Source organism: Saccharospirillum sp. ABV4_185 (assembly GCF_056159245.1).
The window spans coordinates 2,544,328-2,569,732 of the sequence record NZ_JBSWUW010000001.1; the positions used below are offsets into that span (position 1 = coordinate 2,544,328).

At 56.0% G+C, this 25,405-nt stretch carries 30 protein-coding genes; 22 read left to right on the forward strand and 8 right to left on the reverse strand.

What is annotated here, in order from left to right:
* Positions 1–56 precede the first annotated feature (56 nt).
* On the forward strand, positions 57–656 hold the full coding sequence (locus ACXAE6_RS12015; RefSeq protein WP_475148149.1) for a glutathione S-transferase family protein: 600 nt from the start codon (positions 57–59) through the stop codon (positions 654–656).
* 5 nt (positions 657–661) lie between these two features.
* Positions 662–1,051 carry a DUF2784 domain-containing protein gene (locus tag ACXAE6_RS12020; RefSeq protein ID WP_475148154.1) on the forward strand — a complete coding sequence of 130 codons (390 nt, stop codon included), beginning with the start codon at positions 662–664 and terminating at the stop codon, positions 1,049–1,051.
* Here ACXAE6_RS12020 and ACXAE6_RS12025 read toward each other — a convergent pair.
* Together ACXAE6_RS12025 and ACXAE6_RS12030 are read right to left on the reverse strand one after the other, a co-directional pair.
* Positions 1,023–1,733 (reverse strand): DUF4386 domain-containing protein, encoded by a 711-nt coding sequence (locus ACXAE6_RS12025; RefSeq protein ID WP_475148158.1) that lies wholly within the window; start codon positions 1,731–1,733, stop codon positions 1,023–1,025. The genes ACXAE6_RS12020 and ACXAE6_RS12025 overlap by 29 nt on opposite strands.
* A 40-nt stretch (positions 1,734–1,773) precedes the next feature.
* Positions 1,774–2,469 (reverse strand): NAD(P)-dependent oxidoreductase, encoded by a 696-nt coding sequence (locus tag ACXAE6_RS12030; RefSeq protein WP_475148163.1) that lies wholly within the window; start codon positions 2,467–2,469, stop codon positions 1,774–1,776.
* 124 nt (positions 2,470–2,593) lie between these two features.
* Between ACXAE6_RS12030 and ACXAE6_RS12035 the strand changes: the two genes are divergently transcribed.
* The 5 genes from ACXAE6_RS12035 (at position 2,594) to ACXAE6_RS12055 (ending at position 5,897) form a co-directional block, all read left to right on the forward strand.
* Positions 2,594–3,496 (forward strand): LysR family transcriptional regulator, encoded by a 903-nt coding sequence (locus ACXAE6_RS12035; protein ID WP_475148167.1) that lies wholly within the window; start codon positions 2,594–2,596, stop codon positions 3,494–3,496.
* A gap of 234 nt (positions 3,497–3,730) precedes the next feature.
* Positions 3,731–4,267 carry an MOSC domain-containing protein gene (locus ACXAE6_RS12040; protein ID WP_475148170.1) on the forward strand — a complete coding sequence of 179 codons (537 nt, stop codon included), beginning with the start codon at positions 3,731–3,733 and terminating at the stop codon, positions 4,265–4,267.
* 1 nt (position 4,268) lies between these two features.
* A complete protein-coding gene (tmpT, locus tag ACXAE6_RS12045) occupies positions 4,269–4,907 on the forward strand; it encodes a thiopurine S-methyltransferase (protein WP_475148173.1) in 639 nt (212 codons plus the stop codon).
* 27 nt (positions 4,908–4,934) lie between these two features.
* Positions 4,935–5,327 (forward strand): GFA family protein, encoded by a 393-nt coding sequence (locus ACXAE6_RS12050; RefSeq protein WP_475148177.1) that lies wholly within the window; start codon positions 4,935–4,937, stop codon positions 5,325–5,327.
* A gap of 60 nt (positions 5,328–5,387) precedes the next feature.
* Entirely contained in the window at positions 5,388–5,897 is a 510-nt protein-coding gene (locus tag ACXAE6_RS12055; RefSeq protein WP_475148180.1) for a DUF1993 family protein, read from the forward strand.
* Here ACXAE6_RS12055 and ACXAE6_RS12060 read toward each other — a convergent pair.
* Entirely contained in the window at positions 5,894–6,442 is a 549-nt protein-coding gene (locus ACXAE6_RS12060; RefSeq protein ID WP_475148182.1) for a DUF3592 domain-containing protein, read from the reverse strand. The genes ACXAE6_RS12055 and ACXAE6_RS12060 overlap by 4 nt on opposite strands.
* 173 nt (positions 6,443–6,615) lie before the next feature.
* Between ACXAE6_RS12060 and ACXAE6_RS12065 the strand changes: the two genes are divergently transcribed.
* The 5 genes from ACXAE6_RS12065 to ACXAE6_RS12085 all read left to right on the forward strand — a co-directional run bounded on the left by ACXAE6_RS12065 (position 6,616) and on the right by ACXAE6_RS12085 (position 10,048).
* On the forward strand, positions 6,616–6,972 hold the full coding sequence (locus tag ACXAE6_RS12065) for a DUF1304 domain-containing protein (RefSeq protein WP_475148186.1): 357 nt from the start codon (positions 6,616–6,618) through the stop codon (positions 6,970–6,972).
* 26 nt (positions 6,973–6,998) lie between these two features.
* Positions 6,999–7,988 carry an alpha/beta fold hydrolase gene (locus tag ACXAE6_RS12070; protein ID WP_475148190.1) on the forward strand — a complete coding sequence of 330 codons (990 nt, stop codon included), beginning with the start codon at positions 6,999–7,001 and terminating at the stop codon, positions 7,986–7,988.
* Between the two features lie 15 nt (positions 7,989–8,003).
* Positions 8,004–8,660: a YoaK family protein gene (locus tag ACXAE6_RS12075; protein ID WP_475148194.1), complete on the forward strand. Its 657-nt coding sequence runs from the start codon at positions 8,004–8,006 to the stop codon at positions 8,658–8,660.
* A gap of 153 nt (positions 8,661–8,813) precedes the next feature.
* Complete coding sequence (locus tag ACXAE6_RS12080) at positions 8,814–9,530, forward strand: lysostaphin resistance A-like protein (protein ID WP_475148199.1); 717 nt, start codon at positions 8,814–8,816, stop codon at positions 9,528–9,530.
* Positions 9,531–9,631: 101 nt separating this feature from the next.
* Positions 9,632–10,048, forward strand: coding sequence for an SRPBCC domain-containing protein (locus ACXAE6_RS12085; protein ID WP_475148202.1), 417 nt, complete (start codon positions 9,632–9,634; stop codon positions 10,046–10,048).
* A gap of 41 nt (positions 10,049–10,089) precedes the next feature.
* On the opposite strand, the gene ACXAE6_RS12090 is transcribed toward ACXAE6_RS12085, so the two are convergent.
* Positions 10,090–11,949, reverse strand: a complete 1,860-nt coding sequence (locus ACXAE6_RS12090; RefSeq protein WP_475148207.1) for a monovalent cation:proton antiporter-2 (CPA2) family protein — start codon at positions 11,947–11,949, stop codon at positions 10,090–10,092.
* A 164-nt stretch (positions 11,950–12,113) separates the two neighbouring features.
* Here ACXAE6_RS12090 and ACXAE6_RS12095 point away from each other — a divergent pair, with 164 nt between their 5' ends.
* Positions 12,114–13,019 carry an alpha/beta hydrolase gene (locus tag ACXAE6_RS12095; protein WP_475148209.1) on the forward strand — a complete coding sequence of 302 codons (906 nt, stop codon included), beginning with the start codon at positions 12,114–12,116 and terminating at the stop codon, positions 13,017–13,019.
* Here the strand turns inward: ACXAE6_RS12095 and ACXAE6_RS12100 are convergent.
* Positions 13,016–14,233 (reverse strand): pyridoxal phosphate-dependent aminotransferase, encoded by a 1,218-nt coding sequence (locus ACXAE6_RS12100; protein ID WP_392802737.1) that lies wholly within the window; start codon positions 14,231–14,233, stop codon positions 13,016–13,018. The genes ACXAE6_RS12095 and ACXAE6_RS12100 overlap by 4 nt on opposite strands.
* 172 nt (positions 14,234–14,405) lie before the next feature.
* Here ACXAE6_RS12100 and msrB point away from each other — a divergent pair, with 172 nt between their 5' ends.
* Both msrB and ACXAE6_RS12110 read left to right on the forward strand, forming a co-directional pair.
* Positions 14,406–14,810, forward strand: coding sequence for a peptide-methionine (R)-S-oxide reductase MsrB (gene msrB / locus ACXAE6_RS12105; protein ID WP_475148215.1), 405 nt, complete (start codon positions 14,406–14,408; stop codon positions 14,808–14,810).
* On the forward strand, positions 14,807–15,481 hold the full coding sequence (locus ACXAE6_RS12110) for a DNA-3-methyladenine glycosylase I (protein WP_475148218.1): 675 nt from the start codon (positions 14,807–14,809) through the stop codon (positions 15,479–15,481). Before msrB ends, ACXAE6_RS12110 begins: the two co-directional genes overlap by 4 nt.
* Positions 15,482–15,567: 86 nt before the next feature.
* Here the strand turns inward: ACXAE6_RS12110 and ACXAE6_RS12115 are convergent, their stop codons facing one another.
* Both ACXAE6_RS12115 and ACXAE6_RS12120 read right to left on the reverse strand, forming a co-directional pair.
* Positions 15,568–16,161 carry a LysE family translocator gene (locus tag ACXAE6_RS12115; RefSeq protein WP_475148221.1) on the reverse strand — a complete coding sequence of 198 codons (594 nt, stop codon included), beginning with the start codon at positions 16,159–16,161 and terminating at the stop codon, positions 15,568–15,570.
* Positions 16,162–16,217: 56 nt separating this feature from the next.
* Positions 16,218–17,057, reverse strand: coding sequence for an AraC family transcriptional regulator (locus ACXAE6_RS12120; protein ID WP_475148226.1), 840 nt, complete (start codon positions 17,055–17,057; stop codon positions 16,218–16,220).
* 372 nt (positions 17,058–17,429) lie between these two features.
* Between ACXAE6_RS12120 and betI the strand changes: the two genes are divergently transcribed.
* The 6 genes from betI (at position 17,430) to choV (ending at position 24,322) form a co-directional block, all read left to right on the forward strand.
* Complete coding sequence (gene betI / locus ACXAE6_RS12125) at positions 17,430–18,038, forward strand: transcriptional regulator BetI (protein ID WP_475148229.1); 609 nt, start codon at positions 17,430–17,432, stop codon at positions 18,036–18,038.
* The gene (gene betB, locus ACXAE6_RS12130) at positions 18,038–19,501 is read left to right on the forward strand and encodes a betaine-aldehyde dehydrogenase (protein ID WP_475148233.1); all 1,464 of its coding nucleotides are present in this window, start codon (positions 18,038–18,040) and stop codon (positions 19,499–19,501) included. Before betI ends, betB begins: the two co-directional genes overlap by 1 nt.
* 50 nt (positions 19,502–19,551) lie before the next feature.
* Positions 19,552–21,225, forward strand: coding sequence for a choline dehydrogenase (gene betA, locus ACXAE6_RS12135; protein ID WP_475148235.1), 1,674 nt, complete (start codon positions 19,552–19,554; stop codon positions 21,223–21,225).
* Between the two features lie 121 nt (positions 21,226–21,346).
* Positions 21,347–22,276, forward strand: a complete 930-nt coding sequence (locus tag ACXAE6_RS12140; RefSeq protein WP_475148237.1) for a choline ABC transporter substrate-binding protein — start codon at positions 21,347–21,349, stop codon at positions 22,274–22,276.
* Between the two features lie 55 nt (positions 22,277–22,331).
* Positions 22,332–23,165, forward strand: a complete 834-nt coding sequence (gene choW, locus ACXAE6_RS12145) for a choline ABC transporter permease subunit (RefSeq protein WP_475148240.1) — start codon at positions 22,332–22,334, stop codon at positions 23,163–23,165.
* Positions 23,162–24,322 (forward strand): choline ABC transporter ATP-binding protein, encoded by a 1,161-nt coding sequence (choV, locus tag ACXAE6_RS12150; RefSeq protein WP_475148242.1) that lies wholly within the window; start codon positions 23,162–23,164, stop codon positions 24,320–24,322. The genes choW and choV overlap by 4 nt, the downstream gene beginning before the upstream one ends.
* A 48-nt stretch (positions 24,323–24,370) precedes the next feature.
* On the opposite strand, the gene ACXAE6_RS12155 is transcribed toward choV, so the two are convergent.
* Positions 24,371–24,823, reverse strand: a complete 453-nt coding sequence (locus ACXAE6_RS12155; protein ID WP_475148244.1) for a MarR family winged helix-turn-helix transcriptional regulator — start codon at positions 24,821–24,823, stop codon at positions 24,371–24,373.
* Between the two features lie 117 nt (positions 24,824–24,940).
* On the opposite strand from ACXAE6_RS12155, the gene ACXAE6_RS12160 reads away from it, so the two are divergent.
* On the forward strand, positions 24,941–25,405 hold the full coding sequence (locus ACXAE6_RS12160; RefSeq protein ID WP_475148246.1) for a DUF1499 domain-containing protein: 465 nt from the start codon (positions 24,941–24,943) through the stop codon (positions 25,403–25,405).

Here is a 25,405-nt window from a genome sequence, read left to right on the forward strand (position 1 = left end):
CATGATGAGAGTGTGAACGAAGCTTCCGTTCCAGCAATGTTAAATCAGGTATAAAAATGAAACTCTACGGTGACCACCAATCCGGCAACTGTTACAAAGTTGAGTTGTTGTGCAGTTTGTTGCAGTTATCGGTCGACTGGATCGATGTCGACATCCTGGCGAATGAGACCAGTACTGAGGCATTTTGTGCCAAAAACCCAAATGGAAAAATACCTTTGCTGGAGTTGAATGACGGCCGTTGCCTGTGGGAATCGAATGCCATTATCAATTACCTGGCCACCGGTTCCGACTTATTGCCAGTTGATGCTTTTGCACTGGCCAAGGTACAGCAGTGGCAGTTTTTTGAGCAGTACAGCCACGAACCCTATATCGCTGTCGCCCGTTTTATTGCCAAGTATCTGGGCTTGCCGGACGATCGTCGCGCCGATTACGAAGCTAAACAGGCCGGTGGACACAAAGCCTTGCGAGTCATGGAGACCCAGTTGCTGCAAACATCATTTTTAACCTGCGATCAACTGACGACTGCAGATATCAGTCTCTATGCCTATACCCATGTGGCGCACGAAGGCGGTTTCGACTTGGCCGGTTATCCGGCAATTCAAGCCTGGCTGGGGCGGGTGCAAGCCTTGCCAGGCTATCGTGCCATGGACGCCTGAAGGCGATGGCGAATACGCTATTGGTCTGGCTGGCGAACGCCGTTTTGTTGGTGCATGTGTCATTCGTGGCGTTCGTTGTTTTTGGTCTGGCGCTGGTCTATGCCGGTTATTTTTTTGAGTGGCACTGGGTGCGCAACCGGGTGTTCCGTCTGCTGCATTTGGCGGCGATTGCTTATGTGGTGGTGCAATCCTGGTTAGGCGTGATTTGTCCGTTGACGATAGTGGAAATGAAGTTGCGCGCCAGTGCTGGATTGGACACCTACAGCGGTTCCTTTATTCAGCACTGGCTGCAAAGCCTGTTGTATTACAGCGCACCAGATTGGGTGTTTATTGTGGTCTATAGCCTCTTTGGTGCGCTGGTGGCGTTCAGTTGGTGGTTGGTTCGGCCGCGTTGATATTAGCCGTTGTGACCGGCCTGAAAGCCCGATACAGCAACGCCAACGGCAACAGAACTTCGCCGATAAAGGTGTATTGAGCGATGAACCATCGATCCGTGCCCAGGGCGAACCAGGTGATGGTATCGAGGCAATAGCCAATACCGCCGATGATTAATAACCAACCGACAATCGACGGCAGAAAACGGGCTTGAACCACCAACCAACCCATCGGCATCAACCACAATCCCCAGAATATATGAGCGATCATGATGCCGTCGGCGTGCAGTTGAAACGCGAACAGGGTGGCGGCGTCAAGCTGGTCGCGGTTAAACACCGTGCTCAGGCTTTCGGAATTCAACAGCGTTAAACCGGCGACGCGACACAGTTCGTTGAGCATCGCAATGGGCATGGTTGCCAGCGTGAACAACACCATAAATGCCGCCGCTTTGTTGCCAAATTGGCGCAGCAAATAGTAGAGCGCGACGACCAGAAACAACTGCGTAATCTGAATGCCAAAGGCCGTTAAAATGCTCCAGCGGATGGCGCTTGTGTGGGCTTCAATGTTGGCCAGCGTCGCAGCTTGATCACCTTCCACCCAGATAAATTCCGGCACGTAGAGAATGCCGAATACCCCCAGCGGAATCAGTAGCAGATAGAGTGCCGCGGCAATCCGGGCAAGACCTTGCTCTGATGGTGTCATGGTTGGTTTCCCCTGTTCAATATGAATGAAATTGTGGTTGTCAGTGCGATGGCGCATAGGCCCGGGCCGATTCGCTTTGGCAGCTGCAAATGGCTGGCGCCTGTTGAATCAGTTCGTCATCGCTGATGGCATGCACCATAAAGAGCGCAAAATCAGTGCGCCGGGTGTGATTGCTGGCCAGAGCCGCATCACCCACATGTTGCGACCAGATCGGCAAGCCTTCGCTGGGGCCTTCTTCCAGATCGCTGCCGCGCACCACCGTCCAACGGCTTGAACTGTTGAAAATGACATCGGTCGCTCGCACCTGATCGTCCAGATCGACCACCCTCAGCCAGCGCGCAAGACGACCGGCAATGCTCACCAGGGCTTTTAACTTCCAGCTATAACGATCTTTGCCGTCCCGGCTGATGTGCCAGCCGCAGGAGAAAATCAGCCGGGCGTCAGCCGGCGCATTGTCCAGCACCGCCCGGGCCGTGCCTGAGGCGTAGTGGTTCATGCCCCAGGGCACCAAGACCGTCAGTACGGCGTCGCAACCGGCGCTGGCACGACGCAGAGTGTCAGCATCGTCGGTTGGCGCCCCATGCAGCTCGATGCGACCGACATAGCGCGCCAGCTTGGGCAGGCTTTGTTCTCGACACACCGCAGAGATCTGATAACCGGCGGCAAGAGCATGCTCAATCATGTACTGACCTAATTTTCCCGATGCTCCGACGATGCATATTTTTTTAGCTTTCATGGCTGAATTCCTGTTTTGAATGAGTGGGCCCAGTTTACGTGGGCGTTTGCGCGCGTTACATTGCCGAAAAGGCCTGGAAGCTATGCGAAAATGCATAGCAAGGGCCGTGACCGGGGGAGGTGAGATGGATTGGTCCGGCATCAATTTTGACTGGAATCGCGCGCGTGCTTTCTTGGTCACTGCCGAAGAAGGGTCGTTTTCCGCTGGTGCACGGGCGTTGGGCGTGGCGCAACCGACCTTGGGACGACAGGTTGCAGCCTTAGAGCAAGAGCTCGGCGTAACCTTGTTCGAGCGCCTGGGGCAGGGGTTGGCGTTAACCGATGCCGGCCAGCAACTGAAGCAACACGTTCAATCGATGGCGGATGCCGCCAGCCGATTCTCCCTCTCGGCCTCGGGCCAGAACACCCAATTGGAGGGCCGGGTGGTGTTAGCCGTCAGTGAAATCGAGGCGGTGTTTCTATTGCCGCCGGTGATCGAACAACTTCGCCAGCACTGGCCCGGCATCCAACTGGACATTCAGGTGTCGCATAGCGTGGCCGATTTAAAACGCCGCGAAGCCGATATTGCCTTGCGCTCCTTCCGGCCCAGTGAGCCCGATTTGATTGTGCGCAAACTCTATGAAGAACCGGTGTGGATGTATGGCACGCCGGATTATCTGGCCAGTCTGGGCCATCCGCAGCGACGCCAGGACGTGACTGACGTGCAACTGATTGGCTTTGAATCCGATCACCAATTGATCGACTATCTGGCGCCCCAGGGTTGGGCGATCGGCCCGGACAATATTCACCTGACTACGCTGTCGCAATTGTTGCAGTTGGAGTTGGTTAAACGGCATTTGGGGCTGGCTTTTTTTCCGCAGCGCGTTGGCGATGCGCAACCATTATTGCAGCGTGCCTTTGAACATCTGGGTGCACCCTTGCAACTGCCACTGTGGCTGGTCAGCCATCGCGAATTGCGCACCAGCCCGAGAGTTCGGGTGGTGTTTGATGCACTGGCGCAATGGTTTTCGCGCCCTCCCGAAGCTTAGAGGTCAGGTTGCACTGGCCCGTTCTATCCATCACTTAGCAATCCCGACGCTGACGATCGACACCTTGCGTTGCCGCCGGCCCAGCGGTATACAGACGGTCTTTTTAATCTGCGCAGGGGCCAGCGTTGGCCGCTCACAGCGGTCTGTATTCGCGGCTCCGTTGGCAAGTGACCAAGGCGCTGGTTTCCGCGTTTTGCCCAGGGCCGGTAATGTGCATGAACACAGGAGTCAGTGATGCGAGTGGTGTCTTTAAGCAAAGATGATCAGCATCGGTTTTCCAAACAGCAGGTCGATGAACTGACCTTTATTGCCGGCGAAGGCATCGCCGGTGATGCCCATCGCGGCGACAAGGTGCAACATCGGTCGCGCGTTAAGGCTAACCCGGATCAGCCCAACTTGCGTCAGGTGCATTTGCTCGCGGCCGAATTAATTCATGAATTACAGGCCAAGGGGTTTGATGTGCACCCAGCTACACTGGGTGAAAACGTGCTGACTGCCGACATCGATCTGCTGGCTTTGCCCACTCATACCCAACTGCAATTGGGTGACGATGTGACGGTTCGTATTACCGGTCTACGCAATCCCTGCGCACAGTTGGATCACTATCAAAAAGGTCTCACCGCCGCGGTCTTGGATCGTGACGCCGAAGGTCAATTAATTCGTAGGGCCGGGGTTATGGCGGTGGTGGAAACCGGTGGCGTGGTGCGGACTGGTGATGCCATAGCGGTGCAGCTACCGGACTTACCTCATCACGCACTGGAGCCCGTTTAAAATGGACGCATCTTTTTGGCATGAACGCTGGCAAAGCAACCGCATCGCCTTTCATCTGGATGAGGTGAATCCGCTGCTGGTGCGCTATTTCAACCATCTGAAAGTATCTCCCGGGGAACGTGTTTTTGTGCCCTTGTGCGGTAAAACACGTGACATTGGCTGGCTGCTGACTCAAGGCTATGACGTCGTTGGTGCCGAGTTGGTGGAAACGGCGGTGGAACAATTGTTCGCACAGTTAGGCGTGCCGCCGACAATCATCGAGCATGGCCCCTTGAAGCATTATCAGGCGCCGAATCTGGATATCTGGGTGGGAGATGTTTTGGAATTGACGCCTTCGTTATTAGGTAAAGTCGATGCGGTCTATGACCGCGCCGCCCTGGTGGCTATGCCGGAACATCTGCGCACCATTTATGCCCGACAGCTGAAAATGCTGGCTGCAAATGCAGCACAGTTATTAATCAGTTATGTCTATGACCAATCGCAGGTTCCGGGGCCACCGTTTTCAGTGCGCGACGAAGAGGTAGCGCACCTGTACGGCGACGCCTATCAACTGACGTCACTGGCACGCTTTGATGTACCTGGTGGTTTAAGAGGGCAGGTTGCGGCCGAGGAAGTCGTATGGTTATTGCAGTCAAGCTGATCATCAATCAAGCAAAGAGGGCCTACTATGATTACTGGTTCATGCCACTGCGGGGCCGTCAGTTGGGAGTTCAACAAACAGCCTGAAACGGCAACCGCCTGCAACTGTAAGCTCTGTCGTCGCTACGGCACTCTTTGGGCTTATGACTTCGAAAACGAAGCCATTCGGTTGAGTGGGCCTACCTCCGTTTATAGTCATGGTGATCGTGAAATCGGTTTTCATTTTTGCAAACAATGTGGCTGCATGGCCTATTGGCGCGGGATTGAACCGTGGCCCGATGGCCGGCGGCGTGTCGCAGTGAATTTACGGTTGGCCGAACCCGAGGCAGTGGCCGATATTCCGATTAAACATTTTGACGGCCTGGACCGGTTCGAACCGCTGCCGCTGGACGGTCAGTGTGTACGTGACTACTGGTATTAAGCGGCTTAACTCATCGATATGAATTGAGTCGAAGCTGCGTTGGCTGTGAGGTAAATAACGATGATTGAACTGCAAAAACTATTGCTGCATTACCTCCAGCAACTGATCCAATTGTTGGAGAAAATCCCCGCGGAGTGTTACCAGGCATCGTTGGCGCCTGATATGTTTTCATTGGCGGAGCAGGCGAGGATAGCATCGAATTACAGTCTGCGTCTTTATTGCCCACTGTTACAGCAGCCCGTCCCAGACTTTGATCAGGCAAACCTCAGTAAGTTGGCTTTATTACTGGAAGTCACGCAACGACGTGATTATTTGCAGCGCCAGCCAGCAGTGACCGAGTTGAACGAGGCCCGACTCATTAACGAGCGAGCGGGGTTTGCTGATCTGGAATTAACCGAAGCGCATTTTATTCAACATTACGGGCTGCCAAATTTCTTTTTCCATTTCAGCATGGTTTATGCCATTGCTCGTCAGCAGGGTGTGGTGTTGAGTAAGGCTGATTTTGATGGCTACCACAGCTACCCCGATGGATTCAGTTTTATTCAGCCGCAAACGGACGACCAGCGTTAACCACGCATGATTGGCCGATCCAGGTCCACAGCGGCTTTGTCAGGTTGCTGGCGGTGGTAACGCACCACGACTCGGTCACCAACCCTAGCGTTGAGTCCAAAGGATGCCGGCAGACCGCGAAACCATTGGCTGCGTCCCAGGTACTCAATTTGTGCATCTATTAATCGCATCCGGTTCACGCTGATACGGGAATAATTCATCGCGACAAGGGTTCCGACTGTTTCGCTGTCTGCATTTTTCAGCGTTCGTGCTGTCTGCAGTGAACCGTAAAAATACTTTATCAGGTAGGCTAGACCGGCCAGGGCGAAGATCGACAGGCCAGCTGTGATCAAACGGGTGCTGAACGGCAAAATTGAATCGGGATTCAGCAGTCGTTGGAACTGGCCTGAGCTGATGATGATATAGACCGCTACCGCGCTAATAGCGACGACCATTACCAGTATCGCCAGCGCCGGCGACTGTTTTCTGAGTAAATAATACAACCCAAGCACCACAAGGATGGCAATTGGCAGGTAGGTCGACATAAGTTCCAGATGAGCGGGCATGGCGTCCATTCCTTAAACAGCAAAAGCCGGTCAATATAAACACTTGTGGCAACGCTGTCAGGTCTGGTTTTGAGGCCAGGACATCCAAGCGGTGACGCTTGTTGAGCTCCCGGAAAGAATCTATAAATATTTTAGGCGTGCTATATTGGGCCGCCCTGACAGGAGTGTTGATCATGATGTGGATTGCGAATGTACTGGTCTTGTTGGTAGCGGCTCTGCACGCTTATTTTTTGGTCTTGGAAATGTTCCTGTGGGACAAACCGGCCGGCATGAAAGCCTTTAATTTAACGCCTGAACACGCAGCGACGACCAAGTCGATGGCGGCCAATCAGGGTTTGTACAATGGTTTTTTGGTCGCCGGTTTAGTCTGGGGCTTGCTATTGGGTGAGGCAGGCCTGGCCATTAAAACCTTCTTCCTGGGTTGTGTGATTGTTGCCGGTGTGTTCGGTGCCGCTACCGTCAGCCGCAAGATTCTTTTTGTACAGGCGCTACCGGCAGCCGTCGCCTTGCTGGTTTTATGGCTGAGCTAAGGTCGCGCGTTAAGGCTGTGTCAGTCTTGTGCTGGCTAGTAACTGCCAGCCTGGCCAGGGCCGATGTTGATGAGGCGGCACTGTTGAATCAGGCGTTGGTGCAGTTCGGTTACAGCGACCATCAGCTGCAGATTGACGGCGATGACTTCCACTATTATCTGCATCAACAGCAGGATCGGCCGCAACATCTGGTGTTGTTTATTCAGGGCACCGATCCGTTCCCGTTATTTTTTTACCAACGCAAAGAAGACGGGCCGCACTTTTTCAAAGCTTTCAATAATGACGACCAGCGGCTGCCACCCGATACCGCCTATGCCGTAGTGGCAAAACCCGCCCTGAGTGGTATCCGTGAGTGGCAACATTTCGAGGTACCCCAGGCTTATCACGATGCCAATTACCGCGAGCGACGGGTCAGAGATCTCAGTGCGGTGATCGATGATATTCGGCAACGCTATCTGGCTGAGGGCGGCAATATTATCGTTTATGGGCACTCTGAAGGGGCGCAGATTGCGGCGGCTTTGGCGCGTGAGCAGCCGGCCATTACCCATCTGGGTTTCTGGTCCGGTAATGTACTGAATAATTTTTATGAGTTTGCCTTGTTCGAGCGGTTGGCAGTGCGTCAGGGGCAGCAAAGCGATGCTCAGGCACAGCAGAATATCGACGCCTTGCTGCAATGGTATCAGGCGGTATTGGCCGATCCGGATTCGACCGAGGTTGATGACTGGGGTTTTACCAATCGTCGCTGGGCGTCCTATCGTCATGCGCCGCTGGAGGATTTACTGGCGCTCGACATTCCCATCTACGCTCAGTTTGCCAGCAACGACGACAGCACGCCGATCGAAACCGCCTATTTATTACCGGTGCAGTTTTTATCGGCGGGCAAAACCAATCTCGATTTTCACGTCTGCCTGGGCTGTGACCACAGCTATGTCGAAGAGGGCGACGAAGGTGCTATTGATCATTGGCCGTCGGTGTTTGACGATTTTCTGCAATGGACACAAAGCCAACCGGAATAACGCTGAGCACAAGCTATGATTTCACGGTTACCACCCTGGGTTGAATACGGCGCTTTTGCCTTGGCGCTGGTGGCCGGTTGCGTCAATGCGATTGCGGTTTTGGGGTTGGATCATCAGGCGTTGTCACATCTATCGGGCACCGCCACTTCCTTCGGTGCGGGTTTGGGGCAACTGCCCTGGAGCCAGAGTCTGCATCTGCTGTTGATATTGCTCAGCTTCTTTGGCGGCGCCTTGCTGTCGGGATTTCTGGCTGGCGGTGGTGCCCTGAAATTGGGTTACCAGTACGAAATCTTGCTGGTGATCGAAGCGCTGTTGTTATTCGCTGCCACAGCATTTTTCGTCCAGGGTTCACACCTGGGTCAATATCTGGCGTCGGCCGCCTGTGGTTTGCAAAACGCCCTGGCGACCACCTACAGCGGCGCTGTGGTGCGCACCACTCACGTCACCGGATTATTTACCGACCTGGGTATTATGCTGGGCTCCTGGTGTCGGGGTGAGGCCTTTGATCGCCGCAAGTTTGTCCTCTTCAGCTTGATTATCCTTGGTTTTATCAGCGGCGGTGTTGCTGGCGCCTGGTTATTTCCGCGCCTGAGTTTTATGGCCCTGCTGCTACCGGCCTGCACCTGTCTACTGCTGGCGATTGTTTATCATCTGTATCGGGTTCGGCAGTAATGGCTCAGGCTGAACCGGTTAAGCCAGTGCCAGTTTAAAGGTCTGTTCCAGTCTTAATGGCTCGGCGCGACCCTAGGATGTTATCGAAAATATTATCGTGCCTCGACATTATCGACGCAGTGGTCAATGGGTTTGTAAATAACGGACTGAGTGATGACCGATACAGTTCCTACAACTGCACATAACCGAGGCAAGATTCTGGCGAATTATGCTCTGACGCTGCTGCTCGGATACGGCTGTTTTATTCTGCCCAATCTGTTTTTTGGGATCACTGGTTTTGCCGGTGGATTAAGCGGTTGGAATTTGCTCGGATGTGGGCTGTTTCAATTGCTGTCGGTGGTCTGGCTGCTGCGTTTCTCACTGAGCCGCCAAGGTCTGACTCTGGCTGATATTGGCTGGACCCTGCATTGGCGGCGTCGGGATATTTGCCTGGGTTTGCTTGGTGGTGGTGCCTGGTTGTTGCTTCAGTTCGGTTGGCTGATTCCGTCGACCGGTGGCGCTGCACGTGCGGATATCGCTGCGCTCCGCTTGACGCTGGAGGCCGGATACAGCAGTTGGCTGGGGTATCTTGGTTTGGCAATTCTCGGCGGTGGTCTGGCTGAAGAGCTATTTAACCGTGGCTATGTGATCAGGGTGTTGCGGCGTTGTTTTCGCCGCGCCACCTTGGGGCTTATCGTTGCCACTAGCTTTTCGGTGCTGCTCTTTGCCGCCGGACATCTGCCTGTCACCTCGCAAGATTGGATCGATATCCTGATTCCAACACTCATTTACACCGCTTTGTTCCTCTATACCGGCCGATTGACCGCCTCAGTGTTGGCGCACAGTTTTTATAATGCATCGACCGTTTTACTGATCGGGCTGCTGTACTAGTTTTTTTATCGCCATTGTCGAATGTTTGCAGCCGGAACCGACTATGGCTGAAATGCCGGTTTACTAATCGGATTGCCTTGTAGCACTCACAGGAGACGCTCATGAAGATTGAAATCAGTACCCAGGTTAAGGCGCCACTGGACGTCGTTTGGCAAGCCTGGACCACACCCGAAGACATCAACCAGTGGAACGCTGCCTCGGACGATTGGTGCAATCCACGCAGCACGATTGATCTGCGCGTGGGCGGTCGTTTCAACTACCGCATGGAAGCTCGCGATGGCAGCAGTGGCTTTGATTTCGAAGGCACCTTTATTCAGGTTGAAGCGCCTCTGGTGCTGGCCTATCGCATGGATGACGATCGTCAGGTGGTGGTGGAATTTGAAGCGCGGCCCGATGCTGTTGTGGTGAAAGAGACCTTCGATACTGAAGATCAAAATACCGCGGAATTACAGCGTCAGGGTTGGCAGGCCATTCTGGATCGTTTTGCCCGGCACGTCGAAGCCAAACAGTTGGTTTAAGGGCGGCCGGGGTGGCGAAGCAGTGCCACCCCGGTGTTAGGTCAGCGCTTGGCAGACTGCTGTTCTTCCTCTTCCAGCTCGGTGGGATACAGCCGGCCTTGCAGCATCTCTTCCCAGTCGCGGGTCATTTGGCGCACTTTTTCGATATAGGGTTGGTTTTCCATGGTTGGAATACTGGGGTCCCACAGTTCTGAGACTTCCACCATGGAGCGACGATCCACCTTTTCGAACTCATCAGAAATAAACTGCGCGCGGTCGCGGCTGATGCCCATGGCTTCAATAGCTGACCGACCCATGCGCACCGAGCTGTCGTAGGTTTCACGAATCACATCGCGGCAACCGGCGTACCACAGATCGTAAACATGGAAGCGGTCGAAGGCGCGGGCAGTGATATGAACGTGCGGATAGGTTTTGTGGATGTAACTGACCAGCTTGGTGATTTCTTCTTTGTTGTCGATGGCGACCACTACGACTTTTGCATTTTCGATACCCGCGGCCTTGAGCAAATCCGGCCGGGTAGCGTCGCCGAAAAAGACGCGCAGACCAAAGCTGCGCAGCATTTCCAACTGGGTTGAGCTGTAGTCGATGACGGTGGTGGAAAAGCCGGTGGCGCGCATCATCCGGTTGACGATACCACCCATCCGACCGTGCCCCAGAATCAGCACTTCACCCTGTTCGGTGATCTCATCCATGGTGCCTTCCGGTTGGTTGTAGCGCGGCAGCACCAGGCGTTCGAAGGCTAAAAATAACAGCGGCGTCAGAATCATCGACAAGCCCACCACCAACATCAGGCGGTCGGCGATGTCGGCCGGCAGGACCGCATTGGCGACACTGAACGACAGTAATACAAAACCGAATTCACCGGCTTGGGCCAGTGCAATGGCGGTCAGGTATTTGTTGGAGCCGCGAATGCGGAACGCATAGGCAAGCGCCGCCAGCACCAGCGCCTTGATGACAATCAGGCCCAGGGTTAATCCGAGCAGCAGAGCGAATTCATCGAACAGCAGGTTAAAGTTGATGCTGGCTCCGACGGTCATAAAGAACAGGCCCAGCAGCAGCGCTTTGAAGGGTTGAATATCGGCTTCCAACTCGTGTCGGTATTCGCTGTTACCTAACACCAGTCCGGCCAAAAATGTGCCCAGCGCCGGTGATAAACCGACCAGGGTCATCAATAAGGCGATACCGATCACCAGCAACAGCGCAGCACCGGTAAAGAGCTCACGCAATTGCGCGCTGGCGACAAATCTCAGTAGCGGCCGGGCGAGGTAATTACCGATCACCAATACAAAGGCGACAGCCGCGATCGTCACCAGCGCTGTCTGCCAACCGACCAGGCCATCAACCAGGCTGAGGCTGGCACCATGGTCGTCACTGCTGCTGTGAATGTCGCCAAGCGCCAATAACGGAATCAGCGCCAGCATCGGAATGACGGCGATATCCTGAAACAGCAAAACCGCAAAGCTGGCTTTGCCGCCGTCGCTTTGCATCAGGCCTTTTTCATTCAGCGTTTGCAGCACTATTGCGGTAGAGGACAGCGATAACACCAGCCCAACGGCCAGGGCAATCTGCCAGGGCTGACCCAGCAACATGGCAATGGCCATAACCACGAGGGTGGTGACGACAACCTGAGAGCCACCCAGGCCGATCAGCTTGCGGCGCATCGCCCAGAGTTGTTGCGGGTTAAGCTCCAGCCCGACCAGAAACAGCATCATCACCACACCGAACTCGGCAAAGTGTTGTACCGCGATTAGGTCAACGCCTAACACCCTCAGCAACGGACTGATCAGGACGCCCGCTAGCAGATAGCCAAGCACTGAGCCTAGCCCCAGACGGGCGGCGATCGGCACGGCGAATACACCGGCGATCAGAAATAGAAAAGCTATCAGTAAAACGTCGGTCACGGGCGGCCTCGCTTAGTGGCATTTAGTGAGTGGCTCGGTGGCGGGAAGGGCAGGCATTACCATCGGTCAAGCGTGATGGCTTGTCCAGCGTGGCAGCGTTGGCAAATCGTTCCCGGCGCTTGCAAAAGACCGCTATAGTGGGGCCGTTTTTAGCGATTCAAACGATGTTTATGATCAGTGCCAAAGCCGAACGTTATTACCAGTTATTGCAGCGCCAGATGGAAAAACTGCGTGCTGAGCGTCAAACCCTGGCGCAGGAGCGCATCGCCCAGGAAGATTTTGCTCAGATGACGTTGCGGCTGCCAGCGCAGTTGCGCGTCGAGGTCGATAGGCTGGCTGGTGTGGCTGGGCGTTGGTTGTTGCCCGCCAAGGTGCGCTCCTTTGGTACGGTGTTGTTTCTGCACGGTGGCGCTTACCAGACCGGCTCGTCGATCACCCATTTGAATCTGGCGGCACATTTGGCGTTGGCAGCCGGTCATCGTCTGTGGTTGCCGGACTATCGCCTGGCGCCGGAGCATCCTTTTCCGGCGGGTTTGGATGACGCCTTAACGAGCTATCAGCAGTTGCAAAAAGACGGACCGGTGGCCTTGGCCGGTGATTCCGCCGGCGGTGGTCTGGCGTTGGCAACAGCCTTGCGTTTGCGCGATGAACAATTACCCGTGGCAGCCTTGGCGCTGCTCTCGCCCTGGACCGATTTAACGCTCAGCGGCGCCAGCCATCACAGTCGCGCTGATGTCGATCCGTTCTTTCCCACACCCGAGGGTTTGGCTCTGGCGGCTGAACGTTATGCGGCAGATCATGCCTTGGAACACGAATGTATCTCACCGCTGTTTGCCGACCTCAGTGGCCTGCCAGCAATGTGTGTGCACGTTGGCGATTACGAAACCTTGTTGGACGATTCGCTTGAGTTGGTGCGCCGTGCTCAGGCGGCCGGGGTCGATGCTCAGGTGGAGGTGTGGCCACGGCTGTGGCATGTCTGGCAGAGCTACGCCGGTCGGTTGCCGGAAGCCAATCAATCACTGGCGGCCTTGGGGGAATTCCTTGGCCGCCGGTTGCTGGCAGAACTTTAAGCCTGGCGGTAGTGGCCGAAAAAGCGCCCCATCCGTTCCATGGCATCAAGCAGCGTTTCGCGAGGCGGCAGGAAGACGATGCGGAAATGATCGACATCCGGCCAGTTAAAACCGCGTCCATGCACCAGTAGAATTTTTTCCTGTCGCAATAAATCCAACACCAGCCGTTCGTCGTCGCTCAAGTTGAATTTCTGCTTGTCGACTTTGACAAACATATAGAGCGCGCCCTTGGGTTTGACGCACGACAAGCCCGGCATGGCATCGATCATCTCCCAGCACAGATCGCGCTGATCGCGCATGCGCCCGCCAGGAATAATGAGGTCGTTGATGCTTTGGTAACCACCGAGCGCGGTTTGAATGGCATGCTGCGCCGGTACGTTGGCGCACAGTCGCATATTGGCGAGCATGTTCAGGCCTTCAATAAAGTCGGTGGCCTGATATTTCGGTCCGCTGACCATCATCCAGCCAGAGCGGAAACCGGCCAGGCGATAGGCTTTCGATAAACCATTGAAGGTGATGGTCAGTACATCGTCCGACAGCGCCGCCAGGCAATGATGGACGGCGTCGTCGTAGAGAATTTTGTCGTAGATTTCATCGGCCAGAATAACCAGTCCGTGTTCGCGTGCGATCTCGATCACTTCCAGCAACAGCGCTTTGGAATAGACAGCGCCGGTCGGGTTATTCGGGTTGATCAGCACGATGGCTTTGGTTTTTTCGGTGATCTTGGCGCGGATGTCGGCCGGGTCGGGAAACCAGTCCGATTGTTCATCGCAGATATAGTGCACCGCCGTGCCGCCGGACAGCGTAATGGCGCCGGTCCACAGTGGATAATCCGGCGCCGGCACCAGAATTTCATCACCGTTATTGATCAGCCCCATGCACGCCAGCTGGATCAGTTCGCTGACGCCGTTGCCCAGATAAATATCGTCGATTTCGACGCCCTTAACCGCACGCTGCTGGTAATACTGCATCACCGCTTTGCGCGCCGAATAGAGCCCTTTGGAATCGCTGTAGCCTTCGCCTTGCGGCAGGTTACGGATGACATCGGTGATGATTTCATCCGGCGCATCAAAGCCAAAAGGTTTGGGATTGCCGATGTTCAGTTTGAGGATGCGGTGGCCTTCGTCTTCGAGGCGACGAGCTTCGTCGAGCACCGGGCCGCGAATGTCGTAGAACACATTGGCCAGCTTGTGCGATTTGTGCAGCGTTTTCATGAAACTCCCAAGCGGTGTATAGCGAACGGAGAGGCACTTTCTATAAAGGGCGCTTTGCGGGTCTTGAGTGACGCAGACCTTGAAGGGCGGGCGAAAGACGCCATTGTCCAGGGCAGTCTGTTGCGTAGCTGAGTATAAACCTGCGCTTTGTTATTTCCTATGGGAGGCCAGCATGTCCGAGAAAATCGTCAAGACCGATGCCCAATGGCGTGAACAGTTGACCGATGAGCAATACCGCGTCACTCGTCAGGCCGGCACCGAACGTCCTTTTACCGGTGCTTATTGGGATACTGACAAACCGGGTATTTATCGCTGTGTCTGCTGTGGCAGTGAGTTGTTTAATGCCGACACGAAATTCGACCATGGCTGCGGTTGGCCGAGTTTTTATCAGTCGCTCGACAAGAGTGCCATCGTCGAGCGTGATGATTTTTCTCATGGCATGCACCGCATTGAAGTGCTCTGTGCCAATTGCGATGCGCATCTGGGGCATGTGTTTCCCGATGGTCCGGAACCGACCGGCGTGCGTTATTGCATCAACTCAGCCTCGCTGAATCTGGAAGAGGCAAAGCCCGAGTGACGCTGTCGTTCGCCAAGCTGCAACGCGATGCGTTGGCGCATCATCATCAGGATGACATCATCGATCGTTTGCCGGTTATTGCCAGTCGCGATGAGTTGATCAAGCGCTCCGATGCCGACTGGCTCAGTTTAATCAGTCGGCGGGTGTTTCGTGCCGGCATGAAGCATTCGGTGATTGACGCGCGCTGGCCGGCGTTCGAAGAAGCTTTCTGGGGTTTCGATCCGCGTGCTTGCCAACTGATTGATGACAATCGCTTTGAACAGCTGATGCAGGACGAACGCCTGATTCGCCATTGGGGCAAGATGAAAACCATTCCGGTCAACGCCCTGTTGGTGCAACAGCGTTCCAAACAGCACGACGGCTTTGGCCGTTTTATCGCCGACTGGCCCGAAGACGACATCGTCGGTTTATGGCAGGTGCTCGCCAAAGAAGGCGCGCATCTGGGCGGCGATGGCGGCTCCCGGTTATTGCGTATGGCCGGCAAAGACACCTTTGTACTCTCCGGCGATGTGGTACGGGTGCTGACCAACGCCGGCATCGTCGCGCGCAAACCCACCGCCAAACGCGATCTGCGCTTGGTGCAGGAAGTGTTTAATAAGCTGGCCGAGGAATCGGGTTGGTCGCTGTCGCATCTGAGTATGTTGATGGCATTGAGTACGGGAGACGCGTAACGGGAGACGCTGAACGCAAGTTAGCGGTCGCGTTCAGTGGTTCCGTAGCTGGCGTCTCCCGTCTCCCGTCAAGCGTCTCCCAGCCATCAAGCAATTTGCCCGGCCACCAACGCCGACCAGACCGTCGCCAATAAAGCCCCCGCCAGCAATCGATTCATCCAGCGATGTTGACCGGCGCTGTGTAACCAACGATTGGCGCTTTCCCCCAGCCAGGCCCAGCAAAAGATGGCCGGTATCACCAGCGAAAAAAACGTGCCGGCCAGGTGCAACGCCTGAGGCAGCGCCGGTTGCGCCGGGTCAGCAAAAAGGCTGCTGATGGTAACGGCCATCAACCAGGTCTTGGTGTTGACGATTTGCAGCGCCAGCCCGGTCGGCCAGCTGATTAATTTGGCGTTGGGGTCGGCTTCCAGATTCACCGGCGCCCGCGCCAATGAAATTGCCAGCCAGCTTAACCAGAGCGTGCCCGCCCAGGCGAGTGACAGTCGAATCCAGTCGGTGTCCAGCAGCCAGTTAGCCAAACCCAGTGCCACCAACATCACGATGCCCGAGGCCGCGAACGCCGATGCCAGCGCAAAGGGCCAGACACTGCGCCAGCCAGCGTGCTGGCCCTGGGTTAATGCCAGCAGGTTGGTTGGACCGGGGGTGATAACAGCGAAAAAAGCGAACAGGGCGAAGGGCATGACGGACTCCAAAAACCATCTTGATAGGAGTCTTTAGTGTGACGGGACCGTTGTGGTCAGTCTGGAAGGTCCGTGCAGCGGCGACGGTAATCGGCGGGCGTTAATTGATAGGCGCGGCGAAACCAACGGCCCAGATGGCTTTGATCGGCAAAGCACAGGTCGGCGGCAACTTGGGCCGGCGTTTGGCCCAGCGCTAACAGGCGTCGCGCCTGGGTCAGCCGCAGTTGAATCAAATAAGCATGAGGCGCCAAGCCATAAGCGGCTTTGAAGGCGCGGCTGAGACGAAAACGATCGGTGTTCAGCGCCTGAGCGAGATCGCTGAGGCCTACGTCCTGATAAATATGATCGTGCAGATAAGCCCGGGCCCGCTCGGCCAACTCAGGCTGGCGTGCGTCCTCGCTGCGTTTGCGCCACTGCAAATGAGCGGTGGCCTGAGTCAGCATCTGATCGGTGCAAGCATCGCGCACCATCCGTGATTCGTCCTGGTGCAACGCCAGAAAGGCCGAGGCGATGCTGCCGATCAGCCGGCGGTCATTCGACAGGGTGGCATCGACATGCCATTCGAACTGGTCGGGCAGGTTGTCGAACAGCCCCGCCAGTTGAGTGTTCACCCAGTCCTTCGGCAAATAGAGCAGGCGGTAGGTAAAACCTTCCTGTTGCGGCGCTTCGCCATCGTGTACTTCCCCCGGTTCCAACAAAAACGCATTACCCGGTGTCGAGCGCTGCACCTGACGGCGGCAGTTGAATTGCTGCACGCCCTGTTCGGTATAGCCAATCGAGTAGTCGTCGTGGAAATGCGGGTCGTAGGCGTGGCCGCGAAAATGCGCGCGCAGCGATTCAATGCCGGTAGCGGCGTCGCGTTTGAGATCAATCCAGTGGTGGTTTTCAGCGGACATCGCAGTCTGGTGGCTTGGGCTTCAAACAGAAGTGTAACAGTGAAGCGCGCTTGCCGCTGATTGTCTGGAACATTTGTGCACGTCGTTCAGGCCTGGTATCTAGTTAGTGCACTACAGTTTATTTTGTCCCAAAACAGGGCGCTGCTTGCCCTGATATAGCGCCATGGCGTCGTTTTCAGTCATAGCGATGTGTCGCTTCTGGAAGTTGAAGTTTAGGGTTCAATGCTTTAGGGTGTTTTTTATTGAACGGTCAATTAAGAAAAATGGGAGACGCTGGACGGAAGACACACGACGCTTGTTAGTGGCTGTAACCAGCGTCTACCGTCAGCGAAGCGTGCGTCCAGCGTCTCCCGTTTCCAAAAAGGAAACCCAATGCCCAAAGTCGGAATGGAGCCCATCCGCCGTCAGCAGTTAATCGATGCCACTCGTGCCTGCATTGGTGAGTCGGGTTTTGCGGCGACGACGGTACAGAGCATCGCCAAGCGGGCGGGCGTTTCGGCCGGCATCATTGCGCACTATTTCGGCAATAAGCTGGGTTTGTTGGAAGCGACGATGCGCGAATTGTTGCAGCAACTGAAGTTGGATCTGATCGGTCGTTTGCCGGCAAACCCAACGGCAGAGCAACGCATCGACGCCATTATCGAGACCAACTTTTCCAAGACCCAAACGGATTCACTGTCGGCCAAAACCTGGTTGGCGTTCTGGTCCAGTGCCATGCACGAACCGACCTTTGCACGCTTGCAGCGCATCAACGAAAAGCGGCTGCATTCGAACCTGCATTACAGCTTTAAACAACTGAATCATCCGGCGCCGAACCAGGCCGCCGGAACCCTGGCGGCCTTGATCGATGGCCTCTGGTTGCGCGGCGCTCTATCTCCGGACGGCATTCAGGCCGACCGCTGTATCGCCCTGTGCCGACACCAGACCGAACTGTTGATCGCCGTTGCTAAACAACACTCGAATCATACGGAGACTGCTTAATGAGCTTGCCGAGACTGACCTCTTTCATCCACGGCGAATACCTGGCGCCGGGTGACGGCGAGACCTTTGAGGTGCTGAACCCGGCCACCGGCGAGGCTATTTATGAAGTGGAAATGGCCGATGCCGAGACGGTCGACAAGGCGGTACGCAGTGCTCAGCAAGGCTTTGCCACCTGGTCGGCGATGAGCGCCGTGGAACGCGCGCGCATTCTGCATAAAGCCGTGGCGCTGCTGCGCGAACGCAACGATGAGCTGGCTAAGGTCGAAGTGCTCGACACCGGTAAACCCTGGCAGGAAGCGAGTGTCGTTGACGTCGTGACCGGCGCTGACGTGATCGAATATTACGCCGGTCTGGCGCCGGCCATCGAAGGCGTGCAGCAATCACTGGGTCAGGATTTTTATTACACCCGACGCGAGCCGCTGGGCGTTTGTGCCGGCATCGGCGCGTGGAACTATCCCTTGCAGATTGCTTGCTGGAAGGCCGGCCCGGCGCTGGCTTGCGGTAATGCCCAGGTGTTTAAACCGTCGGAAGAAACGCCCATGGGCGCCGCCAAGCTGGCGGAAATTTTTATCGAAGCCGGCATGCCGGCCGGCGTGTTCAATGTGGTGCAGGGTGATGCTCGCGTCGGCCAGGCGCTGACCGGTCATCCGGATATCGCCAAGGTGTCGTTCACCGGCGAAGTCGGTACCGGCAAGAAGGTGATGGCAGCGTCGGCCAGCTCGCTCAAAGACGTCACTATGGAGTTGGGTGGTAAGTCGCCGCTGATCGTTTTCGCCGATGCCGATTTGGACAACGCCGTCGGCGGTGCCTTGCTCGCCAACTTCTACACCCAGGGCGAGGTGTGCACCAACGGCACGCGTGTCTTCGTTCACGACAGCATTTACGACGTCTTTGTTGAACGCGTTAAAGAGCGTACCGAACGCAATGTGGTGATCGGTGATCCGATGCATCCGGACACCAATATCGGCGCGCTGATCTCGCGTGAACACCAGCGCAAGGTGCTGGGTTTTATCGAAGCCGGCAAAGCCAGCGGTGCGCGTTTGGTCACCGGTGGTCAACCGGTGCAACCGGAAGGTTGTGAGGGCGGTTTCTTTGTACAGCCAACGGTGTTTGCCGACTGCAGCGATGACATGCCGCAAGTGCGCGAAGAAATTTTCGGCCCGGTGATGTCGATTCTGCGTTTCAGCGATGAGGCCGAAGTCATCGAACGCGCCAACGATACCCACTATGGCCTGGCGGCCGGTGTTTTCACTCAGGATATTCAAACCGCGCATCGGGTGATCGCCCAGATGCAGGCCGGTATTTGCTGGATCAATGCCTGGGGTGATTCGCCGGCGGAAATGCCGGTGGGTGGGTACAAACAGTCTGGCGTGGGTCGCGAAAACGGCATCGAAACGCTGGCGCAGTACACCCAGACCAAGGCTGTTTATGTCGGCATGGGCAAGATCGACGCGCCGTTTTAATCCGGCTGTTTTAAACCAACTTCAATTAACCATAAGAAGTGAGCAAGACCATGGCGTACCGCTTCGATACTGAATACGACTACATCATCATCGGCACCGGTTCAGCCGGTTGCGTGCTGGCTAACCGACTGTCCGAAGACAGCGATCGTCAGGTGCTGGTTCTGGAAGCCGGCCGTAAGGACGACACCTGGAAAATCCATATGCCGGCTGCGTTGATGTACAACCTGGTCGACGATAAATACAACTGGTACTACCACACCGAACCTCAGCAACATATGGACGGCCGCAAGCTGTATTGGCCGCGCGGTAAAGTCTGGGGTGGTGGTTCGTCATTGAATGCCATGGTCTATGTGCGCGGTCATGCCTTCGACTACGACCGCTGGCAGGAAGAGGGTGCCACTGGCTGGTCATACGCCGATGTGTTGCCTTATTTCCGCAAGGCGGAAACGCGCGAAAAAGGTGGTGATGACTACCGCGGCAGCGACGGCCCGCTCAACGTCCACACCGGCGATTTCCCCAACCCCCTGTTCGATGCCTTTATCGAAGCCGGCCAGCAGGCGGGTTATCCGTTCACCGAAGATATGAATGGTTACCAGCAGGAAGGCGTGGGCGTGATGGACATGACCATCAAGAAAGGCAAGCGCTGGAATACCGCTCAGGCTTATCTGCGTCCGGTGCTGGACCGTCCCAACCTGACCGCCGAAACCGGCGCCATGGTGCAGCGCATTTTGTTCGACGGCGATACCGCTGTCGGCGTCGAGTACATTCAAAAAGGTCGCACTGTTCGCGTTAAAGCCAACAAAGAAGTGATCGCCAGCGGTGGTGCCATTAACTCACCTCAGTTGCTGATGCTCTCCGGTATTGGTGATGAAAATCACCTCAAAGAAATGGGCATCGATGTCGTTGCGCATCGCCCGGGTGTGGGCCAGAACCTGCAGGATCATCTTGAGCTGTACGTCCAGCAAAAATGCTCCCAGCCGATCACGCTGTACAAATACCAGACCCAGCCGCATATGACCTTCGCCGGCATCACCTGGTTTTTGAACCACGACAAGGGCGCTTGCCGCACCACTCACTTGGAAGCCGGTGGTTTTATTCGCTCTGAGGCCGGCGTGCGTCACCCGGATATTCAATATCACTTCCTGCCCTCGCAGGTGATCGACCACGGTCGCACACCGCCGCAGTTGCACGCCTATCAGTGCCACGTTGGACCGATGCGTCAGACCAGTCGCGGTTATCTGAAACTGCGCTCGGCTAATCCGAACGAGCATCCAATCATTCAGCCGAATTTGTTGTCCACCGACCGTGACGTCTGGGAAATGCGTCAGTGCGTCAAGCTGACCCGTGAAATCATGGCGCAGGATGCGTTCAAGGAATTTCGTGGCGAGGAACTGGAGCCGGGCCCGGATGTTCAGACCGATGCAGAGATCGATGCCTGGGTACGCCAGAACGCCGACAGCGCCTACCACCCGTCCTGCACCTGCAAGATGGGCGCGGCCGACGATCCGATGGCGGTGGTCGACAGCGAAGCGCGCGTCTATGGCGTTAACAATCTGCGCGTGGTGGATGCCTCCATCATGCCGTCGCTGGTCAGCGGCAACCTCAATGCGCCGACCATCATGCTGGCGGAAAAATGCGCCGACCATATTCGCGGTCGCGAAATGCTGCCGCGTTCTACGGCGCCGGTTTGGGAACACCCGCAGTGGCAGACCAAACAACGTTAATCAATACAGTGTAAGCAAGACGGGCCGCCAAACAGCGGCCTGATAACAAATTGCCGATTCCCGGCAACCAGCGGGCCGCAGAGCCCGCCTTAAACGACACAAACCCGAAGAGGACGAGACCATGAAAGTGCAATCGATGATGGCGGCCGCCCTGGTCGCCGGCAGTGCTGCCACTTTGGCTCACGCCGCCGAACAATGTGAAACCGTACGCTTTGCCGACGTTGGCTGGACCGACATTACCGCCACCACCGCTCTGACTTCTGCGGTGCTGGAGCGCATGGGTTATGAAACCGAAAGCGAACTGCTGTCGGTGCCGGTGACTTACCGTTCGCTGGCCAACGGCGAAATCGACATCTTCCTGGGCAACTGGATGCCGACCATGGAAGGCGACATCGCCGCTTATCGTGAAGCCGGTACCGTCGATATCGTCGGCGTGAACCTCGAAGGCGCCAAGTACACCCTGGCAGTACCCCAGTATGTTGCCGATGCCGGTGTCACCAGCTTCGCCGATATCGCCACTCATGCTGATGAATTCGAAGAGCGCATCTATGGCATCGAGCCGGGTAACGATGGCAACCGCCTGATCCAGGACATGATCGATACCGACGCCTTTGGCTTGGAAGACTTCGAACTGGTCGCTTCCAGTGAAGCCGGCATGCTGGCTCAGGTTGGCCGCGCCGTTAACCGTGACGAGTGGATCGTTTTCCTGGGTTGGGAACCGCATCCGATGAACGCCAACTTTGATCTGGCTTATCTGTCTGGTGGCGATGATTACTTCGGCCCGGATTACGGCGGTGCCACCATCTACACCAACACTCGCGCCGGTTATGTCGATGAGTGCGCCAACGTCGGCACACTGCTGAACAACCTCAAGTTCACCCTGGCGGCCGAAAACGAAGTGATGGCGCTGATTCTGGACGAAGGCATGCAGCCGGAAGCCGCCGCTGAGCAGTGGCTGAGTAACAACCCGGACGTCCTCGATGCCTGGTTGGATGGTGTGACCACTTTGGACGGCGAACCTGCGCTGGACGCGGTCAAGTCCGCGCTTTGATCTGTCACCAGACGAGGCCCGCCCGTGCGCGGGCCTCACAATGAGACACTGACTTATGGATAACTACAAGATTCCACTGGGACCGGTCATCGAAAGCTTTTTCGATTGGCTGGTTGATTCCGGTGCCTGGTTTTTCGATGGCGTGTCGATTGCTCTGGAATGGATGATCGAAGGCGTCACCGATGCATTACTCTGGTTCCCGCCCTGGGCCTTTATTGTCATCAGCGCGGCCTTGATTTACTGGCTGCGACGCAACATCGGCTTAACGGTTTTTGCCATCTTTTCATTTTTGCTGGTGTGGAATCTGGGCTACTGGGAAGACACTCTGCAGACGCTGGTTATGGTGGTCTGGGCGACCTTTATCTGTGTCTTGATCGGCGTACCGATCGGCATTGCTGCGGCGCACCGCGGCTGGCTCTACACCGTCTTGCGGCCCATTCTCGATTTGATGCAGACGGTACCCACCTTCGTCTATCTGATTCCGACCTTGACGCTGTTCGGTCTGGGGGTGGTGCCGGGTCTGGTGGCGACCATTATTTTCTCCATCGCCGCGCCCATTCGGCTGACCTGTCTGGGTATTTCCCAGGTGCCGACCGAGCTGGTTGAAGCCGGTAAATCTTTTGGCTGCTCCAACCGCCAACTGCTGTGGCGCATTGAATTGCCAGCGGCCGCATCGAGCATAGCGGCGGGCATTACCCAGTGCATCATGTTGTCGCTGTCCATGGTGGTGATTGCCGCCTTGGTCGGCGCCGATGGTCTGGGTAAGCCTGTCGTGCGCGCGCTGAATACGGTCGATATCGCACGCGGTTTTGAAGCCGGCCTGGCGATCGTGCTGGTTGCCATCTTGCTCGACCGTCTGTTCAAACAACGTGAAGGAGCCAGCGCATGATTGAGTTCAAGAACGTTGATCTGATTTTCGGTAAGCGCCCGCAGCGTGGTCTGCCACTGATTGACGACGGCTATGACCGCGCTCGTCTACAACAGGAAACCGGTCTGGTGCTGGGTGTACACAACGTCAATCTGCGCGTTGAAAAGGGCGAAATCTGTGTGCTGATGGGTTTGTCCGGCTCGGGTAAATCGAGCTTGCTGCGCTGTGTGAATGGTTTGAATACCGTCACCCGGGGCCAGGTGTTGATTGACCAGGGCGATGGTCAGCAGGTGGATTTTACCAACGCCGATGAAACCACTCAGCGCGACTTCTGCATGAAGCGCATTGCTATGGTGTTCCAGCGTTTTGCGCTGATGCCCTGGTTAACGGTGGCGGAAAACGTCGCCTTTGCGCTGGATGTGCAAAAGCTGTCGAAGGACGAGATTAAGCGTCGCGTCGACGAACAGTTGGAACTGGTTGGCCTGACCGGCTGGCGCGACCACAAACCCAGCGCGCTGTCGGGCGGTATGCAACAGCGTGTCGGTTTGGCACGCGCCTTGGCGACCGAATCTGACATTCTGTTGATGGACGAGCCGTTCTCGGCACTCGACCCGCTGATCCGTCAGCAATTGCAGGATGAGTTGCTGGTGCTGCAGGAAAAACTGCAGAAAACCATCATCTTCGTCAGCCACGATCTGGACGAGGCGCTCAAGCTGGGTAACAACATCGCCATCATGAAAGACGGCGTTATTGTGCAGCAGGGCAAACCCCAGGAAATCGTGCTCAATCCGGCTGACCAATACGTCGAGGATTTTGTCGCTCACACCAACCCGCTGCATGTGTTGCGCGGTCGTGATGTGGCGCAACCGCTGGCTGAACATCGCCAGGAAAACGGCCGCTACTGCATCGACGAACGCCAGGGTTGCTGGTTTGATCCGAGTGACAACAAAGTCTATCGCGGCAGCGATGCGGTCGAGGTGCAGAGCTGGCGCGAAGGCGATGCCATTGATTCGCTGGCGGCGGTACCGACCCGCGTCAGTGGTCAGTGCCGTTTCCGCGACATCATGGAAGTACGTTATTGCACCGGCTGTGCGGTACTGGTGGAAGACGCCGGCGACGTCAAAGTCGTGGGTGATACCCAGCTGTATCGCAGCCTGCTCGGTAAGCGCGCGGCCTGATTGAGACGCGGTGCCAGGCGATTGCCATCGTCTGGTGCCGCTGTTTTTCTAGCTCTCCACCGGTTCCAAAATGGCCAGATGCTGATAGAGCGTTTCGGTCAGTTCTTTGATGGTCATCGCCTGTTCCGGCGTCATACCACTGCGGCAATAAAACAGCTCCGGGACTTTTTGGGCTTCACGTTGTTTAGCGCGACCGGCCCTGGTCAGCTGAATGACTCTTTGCCGTTCATCACTTTGCGAGCGCTTGCGTTCGATAAATCCTTTCTGTTCCAGCCGTTTCAGAATGGGCGTCAGACTGCCCGAGTCGAAACGCGTCTGCCGCACCAGTTCTTTGACGGCAATGCCGTCTGCTTCCCATAACGCCATCATCACCAGATACTGCGGATAGGTCAGATCCAGCGGCTCCAGCAACGGCCGATAAGCACGCACCATGGCGTTGGTGGCCGAATAGAGTGAATGGCAGACCTGATTGCTGAGGGTTTGTTCCGGGCGGGTGCTCATAGAAGATCATTCGTAGACGTGTGCAAGTATTTTGCGCGCAAGGTATTGACCGGTCAAGACTTCAGGCATAAAGTTTGCGCACAAGATACTTGCTGACAAGCAAAAAGGAGAGAAGCGATGAAAATTCTAATGATTGTAGTGTTGGTTCTGGTGGCGCTGATTGCGCTGAACATTTTGACCATCATAGTGCAGAACAACAGGGTGCCCGAGCTGGGTCACGACAATGGCAAGTTAAAACCGCTGAGCAAGAAGCCCAATGCGGTGTCCACCCAGGCGGATGACGAAGAGCGCCGAGTGCGCCCCTGGCCGTTCAAAGCCGATCAGGCCGCCACTCGTGCTGCCATTCTTGAGGCGGTCAAAGCCTATGGCGGCGCTGAAGTAGTGACCGAGCAGGACGACTACCTCTATGTGGTATTCACCACCGCCAAGATGCACTTCCACGACGACGTTGAGTTCTACCTGGACAGCGAAGCCCAGCAGGTGCATTTCCGTTCCGCCAGCCGTGCCGGTTATTCCGATATGGGTCTGAACCGCCAGCGTTATGAACGACTGACGGAACTCTATACTCAGGCAGAGGTCTGA

What these genes read in the sequence shown, in the direction of transcription:
- ACXAE6_RS12015 (WP_475148149.1), top strand. Translation starts at nt 57, where the DNA reads ATGAAACTCTACGGTGACCACCAATCCGGCAACTGTTACAAAGTTGAG.
- ACXAE6_RS12020 (WP_475148154.1), top strand. Translation starts at nt 662, where the DNA reads ATGGCGAATACGCTATTGGTCTGGCTGGCGAACGCCGTTTTGTTGGTG.
- ACXAE6_RS12025 (WP_475148158.1), bottom strand. Translation starts at nt 1,733, where the DNA reads ATGACACCATCAGAGCAAGGTCTTGCCCGGATTGCCGCGGCACTCTAT.
- ACXAE6_RS12030 (WP_475148163.1), bottom strand. Translation starts at nt 2,469, where the DNA reads ATGAAAGCTAAAAAAATATGCATCGTCGGAGCATCGGGAAAATTAGGT.
- ACXAE6_RS12035 (WP_475148167.1), top strand. Translation starts at nt 2,594, where the DNA reads ATGGATTGGTCCGGCATCAATTTTGACTGGAATCGCGCGCGTGCTTTC.
- ACXAE6_RS12040 (WP_475148170.1), top strand. Translation starts at nt 3,731, where the DNA reads ATGCGAGTGGTGTCTTTAAGCAAAGATGATCAGCATCGGTTTTCCAAA.
- tmpT (WP_475148173.1), top strand. Translation starts at nt 4,269, where the DNA reads ATGGACGCATCTTTTTGGCATGAACGCTGGCAAAGCAACCGCATCGCC.
- ACXAE6_RS12050 (WP_475148177.1), top strand. Translation starts at nt 4,935, where the DNA reads ATGATTACTGGTTCATGCCACTGCGGGGCCGTCAGTTGGGAGTTCAAC.
- ACXAE6_RS12055 (WP_475148180.1), top strand. Translation starts at nt 5,388, where the DNA reads ATGATTGAACTGCAAAAACTATTGCTGCATTACCTCCAGCAACTGATC.
- ACXAE6_RS12060 (WP_475148182.1), bottom strand. Translation starts at nt 6,442, where the DNA reads ATGCCCGCTCATCTGGAACTTATGTCGACCTACCTGCCAATTGCCATC.
- ACXAE6_RS12065 (WP_475148186.1), top strand. Translation starts at nt 6,616, where the DNA reads ATGATGTGGATTGCGAATGTACTGGTCTTGTTGGTAGCGGCTCTGCAC.
- ACXAE6_RS12075 (WP_475148194.1), top strand. Translation starts at nt 8,004, where the DNA reads ATGATTTCACGGTTACCACCCTGGGTTGAATACGGCGCTTTTGCCTTG.
- ACXAE6_RS12080 (WP_475148199.1), top strand. Translation starts at nt 8,814, where the DNA reads ATGACCGATACAGTTCCTACAACTGCACATAACCGAGGCAAGATTCTG.
- ACXAE6_RS12085 (WP_475148202.1), top strand. Translation starts at nt 9,632, where the DNA reads ATGAAGATTGAAATCAGTACCCAGGTTAAGGCGCCACTGGACGTCGTT.
- ACXAE6_RS12095 (WP_475148209.1), top strand. Translation starts at nt 12,114, where the DNA reads ATGTTTATGATCAGTGCCAAAGCCGAACGTTATTACCAGTTATTGCAG.
- ACXAE6_RS12100 (WP_392802737.1), bottom strand. Translation starts at nt 14,233, where the DNA reads ATGAAAACGCTGCACAAATCGCACAAGCTGGCCAATGTGTTCTACGAC.
- msrB (WP_475148215.1), top strand. Translation starts at nt 14,406, where the DNA reads ATGTCCGAGAAAATCGTCAAGACCGATGCCCAATGGCGTGAACAGTTG.
- ACXAE6_RS12115 (WP_475148221.1), bottom strand. Translation starts at nt 16,161, where the DNA reads ATGCCCTTCGCCCTGTTCGCTTTTTTCGCTGTTATCACCCCCGGTCCA.
- ACXAE6_RS12120 (WP_475148226.1), bottom strand. Translation starts at nt 17,057, where the DNA reads ATGTCCGCTGAAAACCACCACTGGATTGATCTCAAACGCGACGCCGCT.
- betI (WP_475148229.1), top strand. Translation starts at nt 17,430, where the DNA reads ATGCCCAAAGTCGGAATGGAGCCCATCCGCCGTCAGCAGTTAATCGAT.
- betB (WP_475148233.1), top strand. Translation starts at nt 18,038, where the DNA reads ATGAGCTTGCCGAGACTGACCTCTTTCATCCACGGCGAATACCTGGCG.
- betA (WP_475148235.1), top strand. Translation starts at nt 19,552, where the DNA reads ATGGCGTACCGCTTCGATACTGAATACGACTACATCATCATCGGCACC.
- ACXAE6_RS12140 (WP_475148237.1), top strand. Translation starts at nt 21,347, where the DNA reads ATGAAAGTGCAATCGATGATGGCGGCCGCCCTGGTCGCCGGCAGTGCT.
- choW (WP_475148240.1), top strand. Translation starts at nt 22,332, where the DNA reads ATGGATAACTACAAGATTCCACTGGGACCGGTCATCGAAAGCTTTTTC.
- choV (WP_475148242.1), top strand. Translation starts at nt 23,162, where the DNA reads ATGATTGAGTTCAAGAACGTTGATCTGATTTTCGGTAAGCGCCCGCAG.
- ACXAE6_RS12155 (WP_475148244.1), bottom strand. Translation starts at nt 24,823, where the DNA reads ATGAGCACCCGCCCGGAACAAACCCTCAGCAATCAGGTCTGCCATTCA.
- ACXAE6_RS12160 (WP_475148246.1), top strand. Translation starts at nt 24,941, where the DNA reads ATGAAAATTCTAATGATTGTAGTGTTGGTTCTGGTGGCGCTGATTGCG.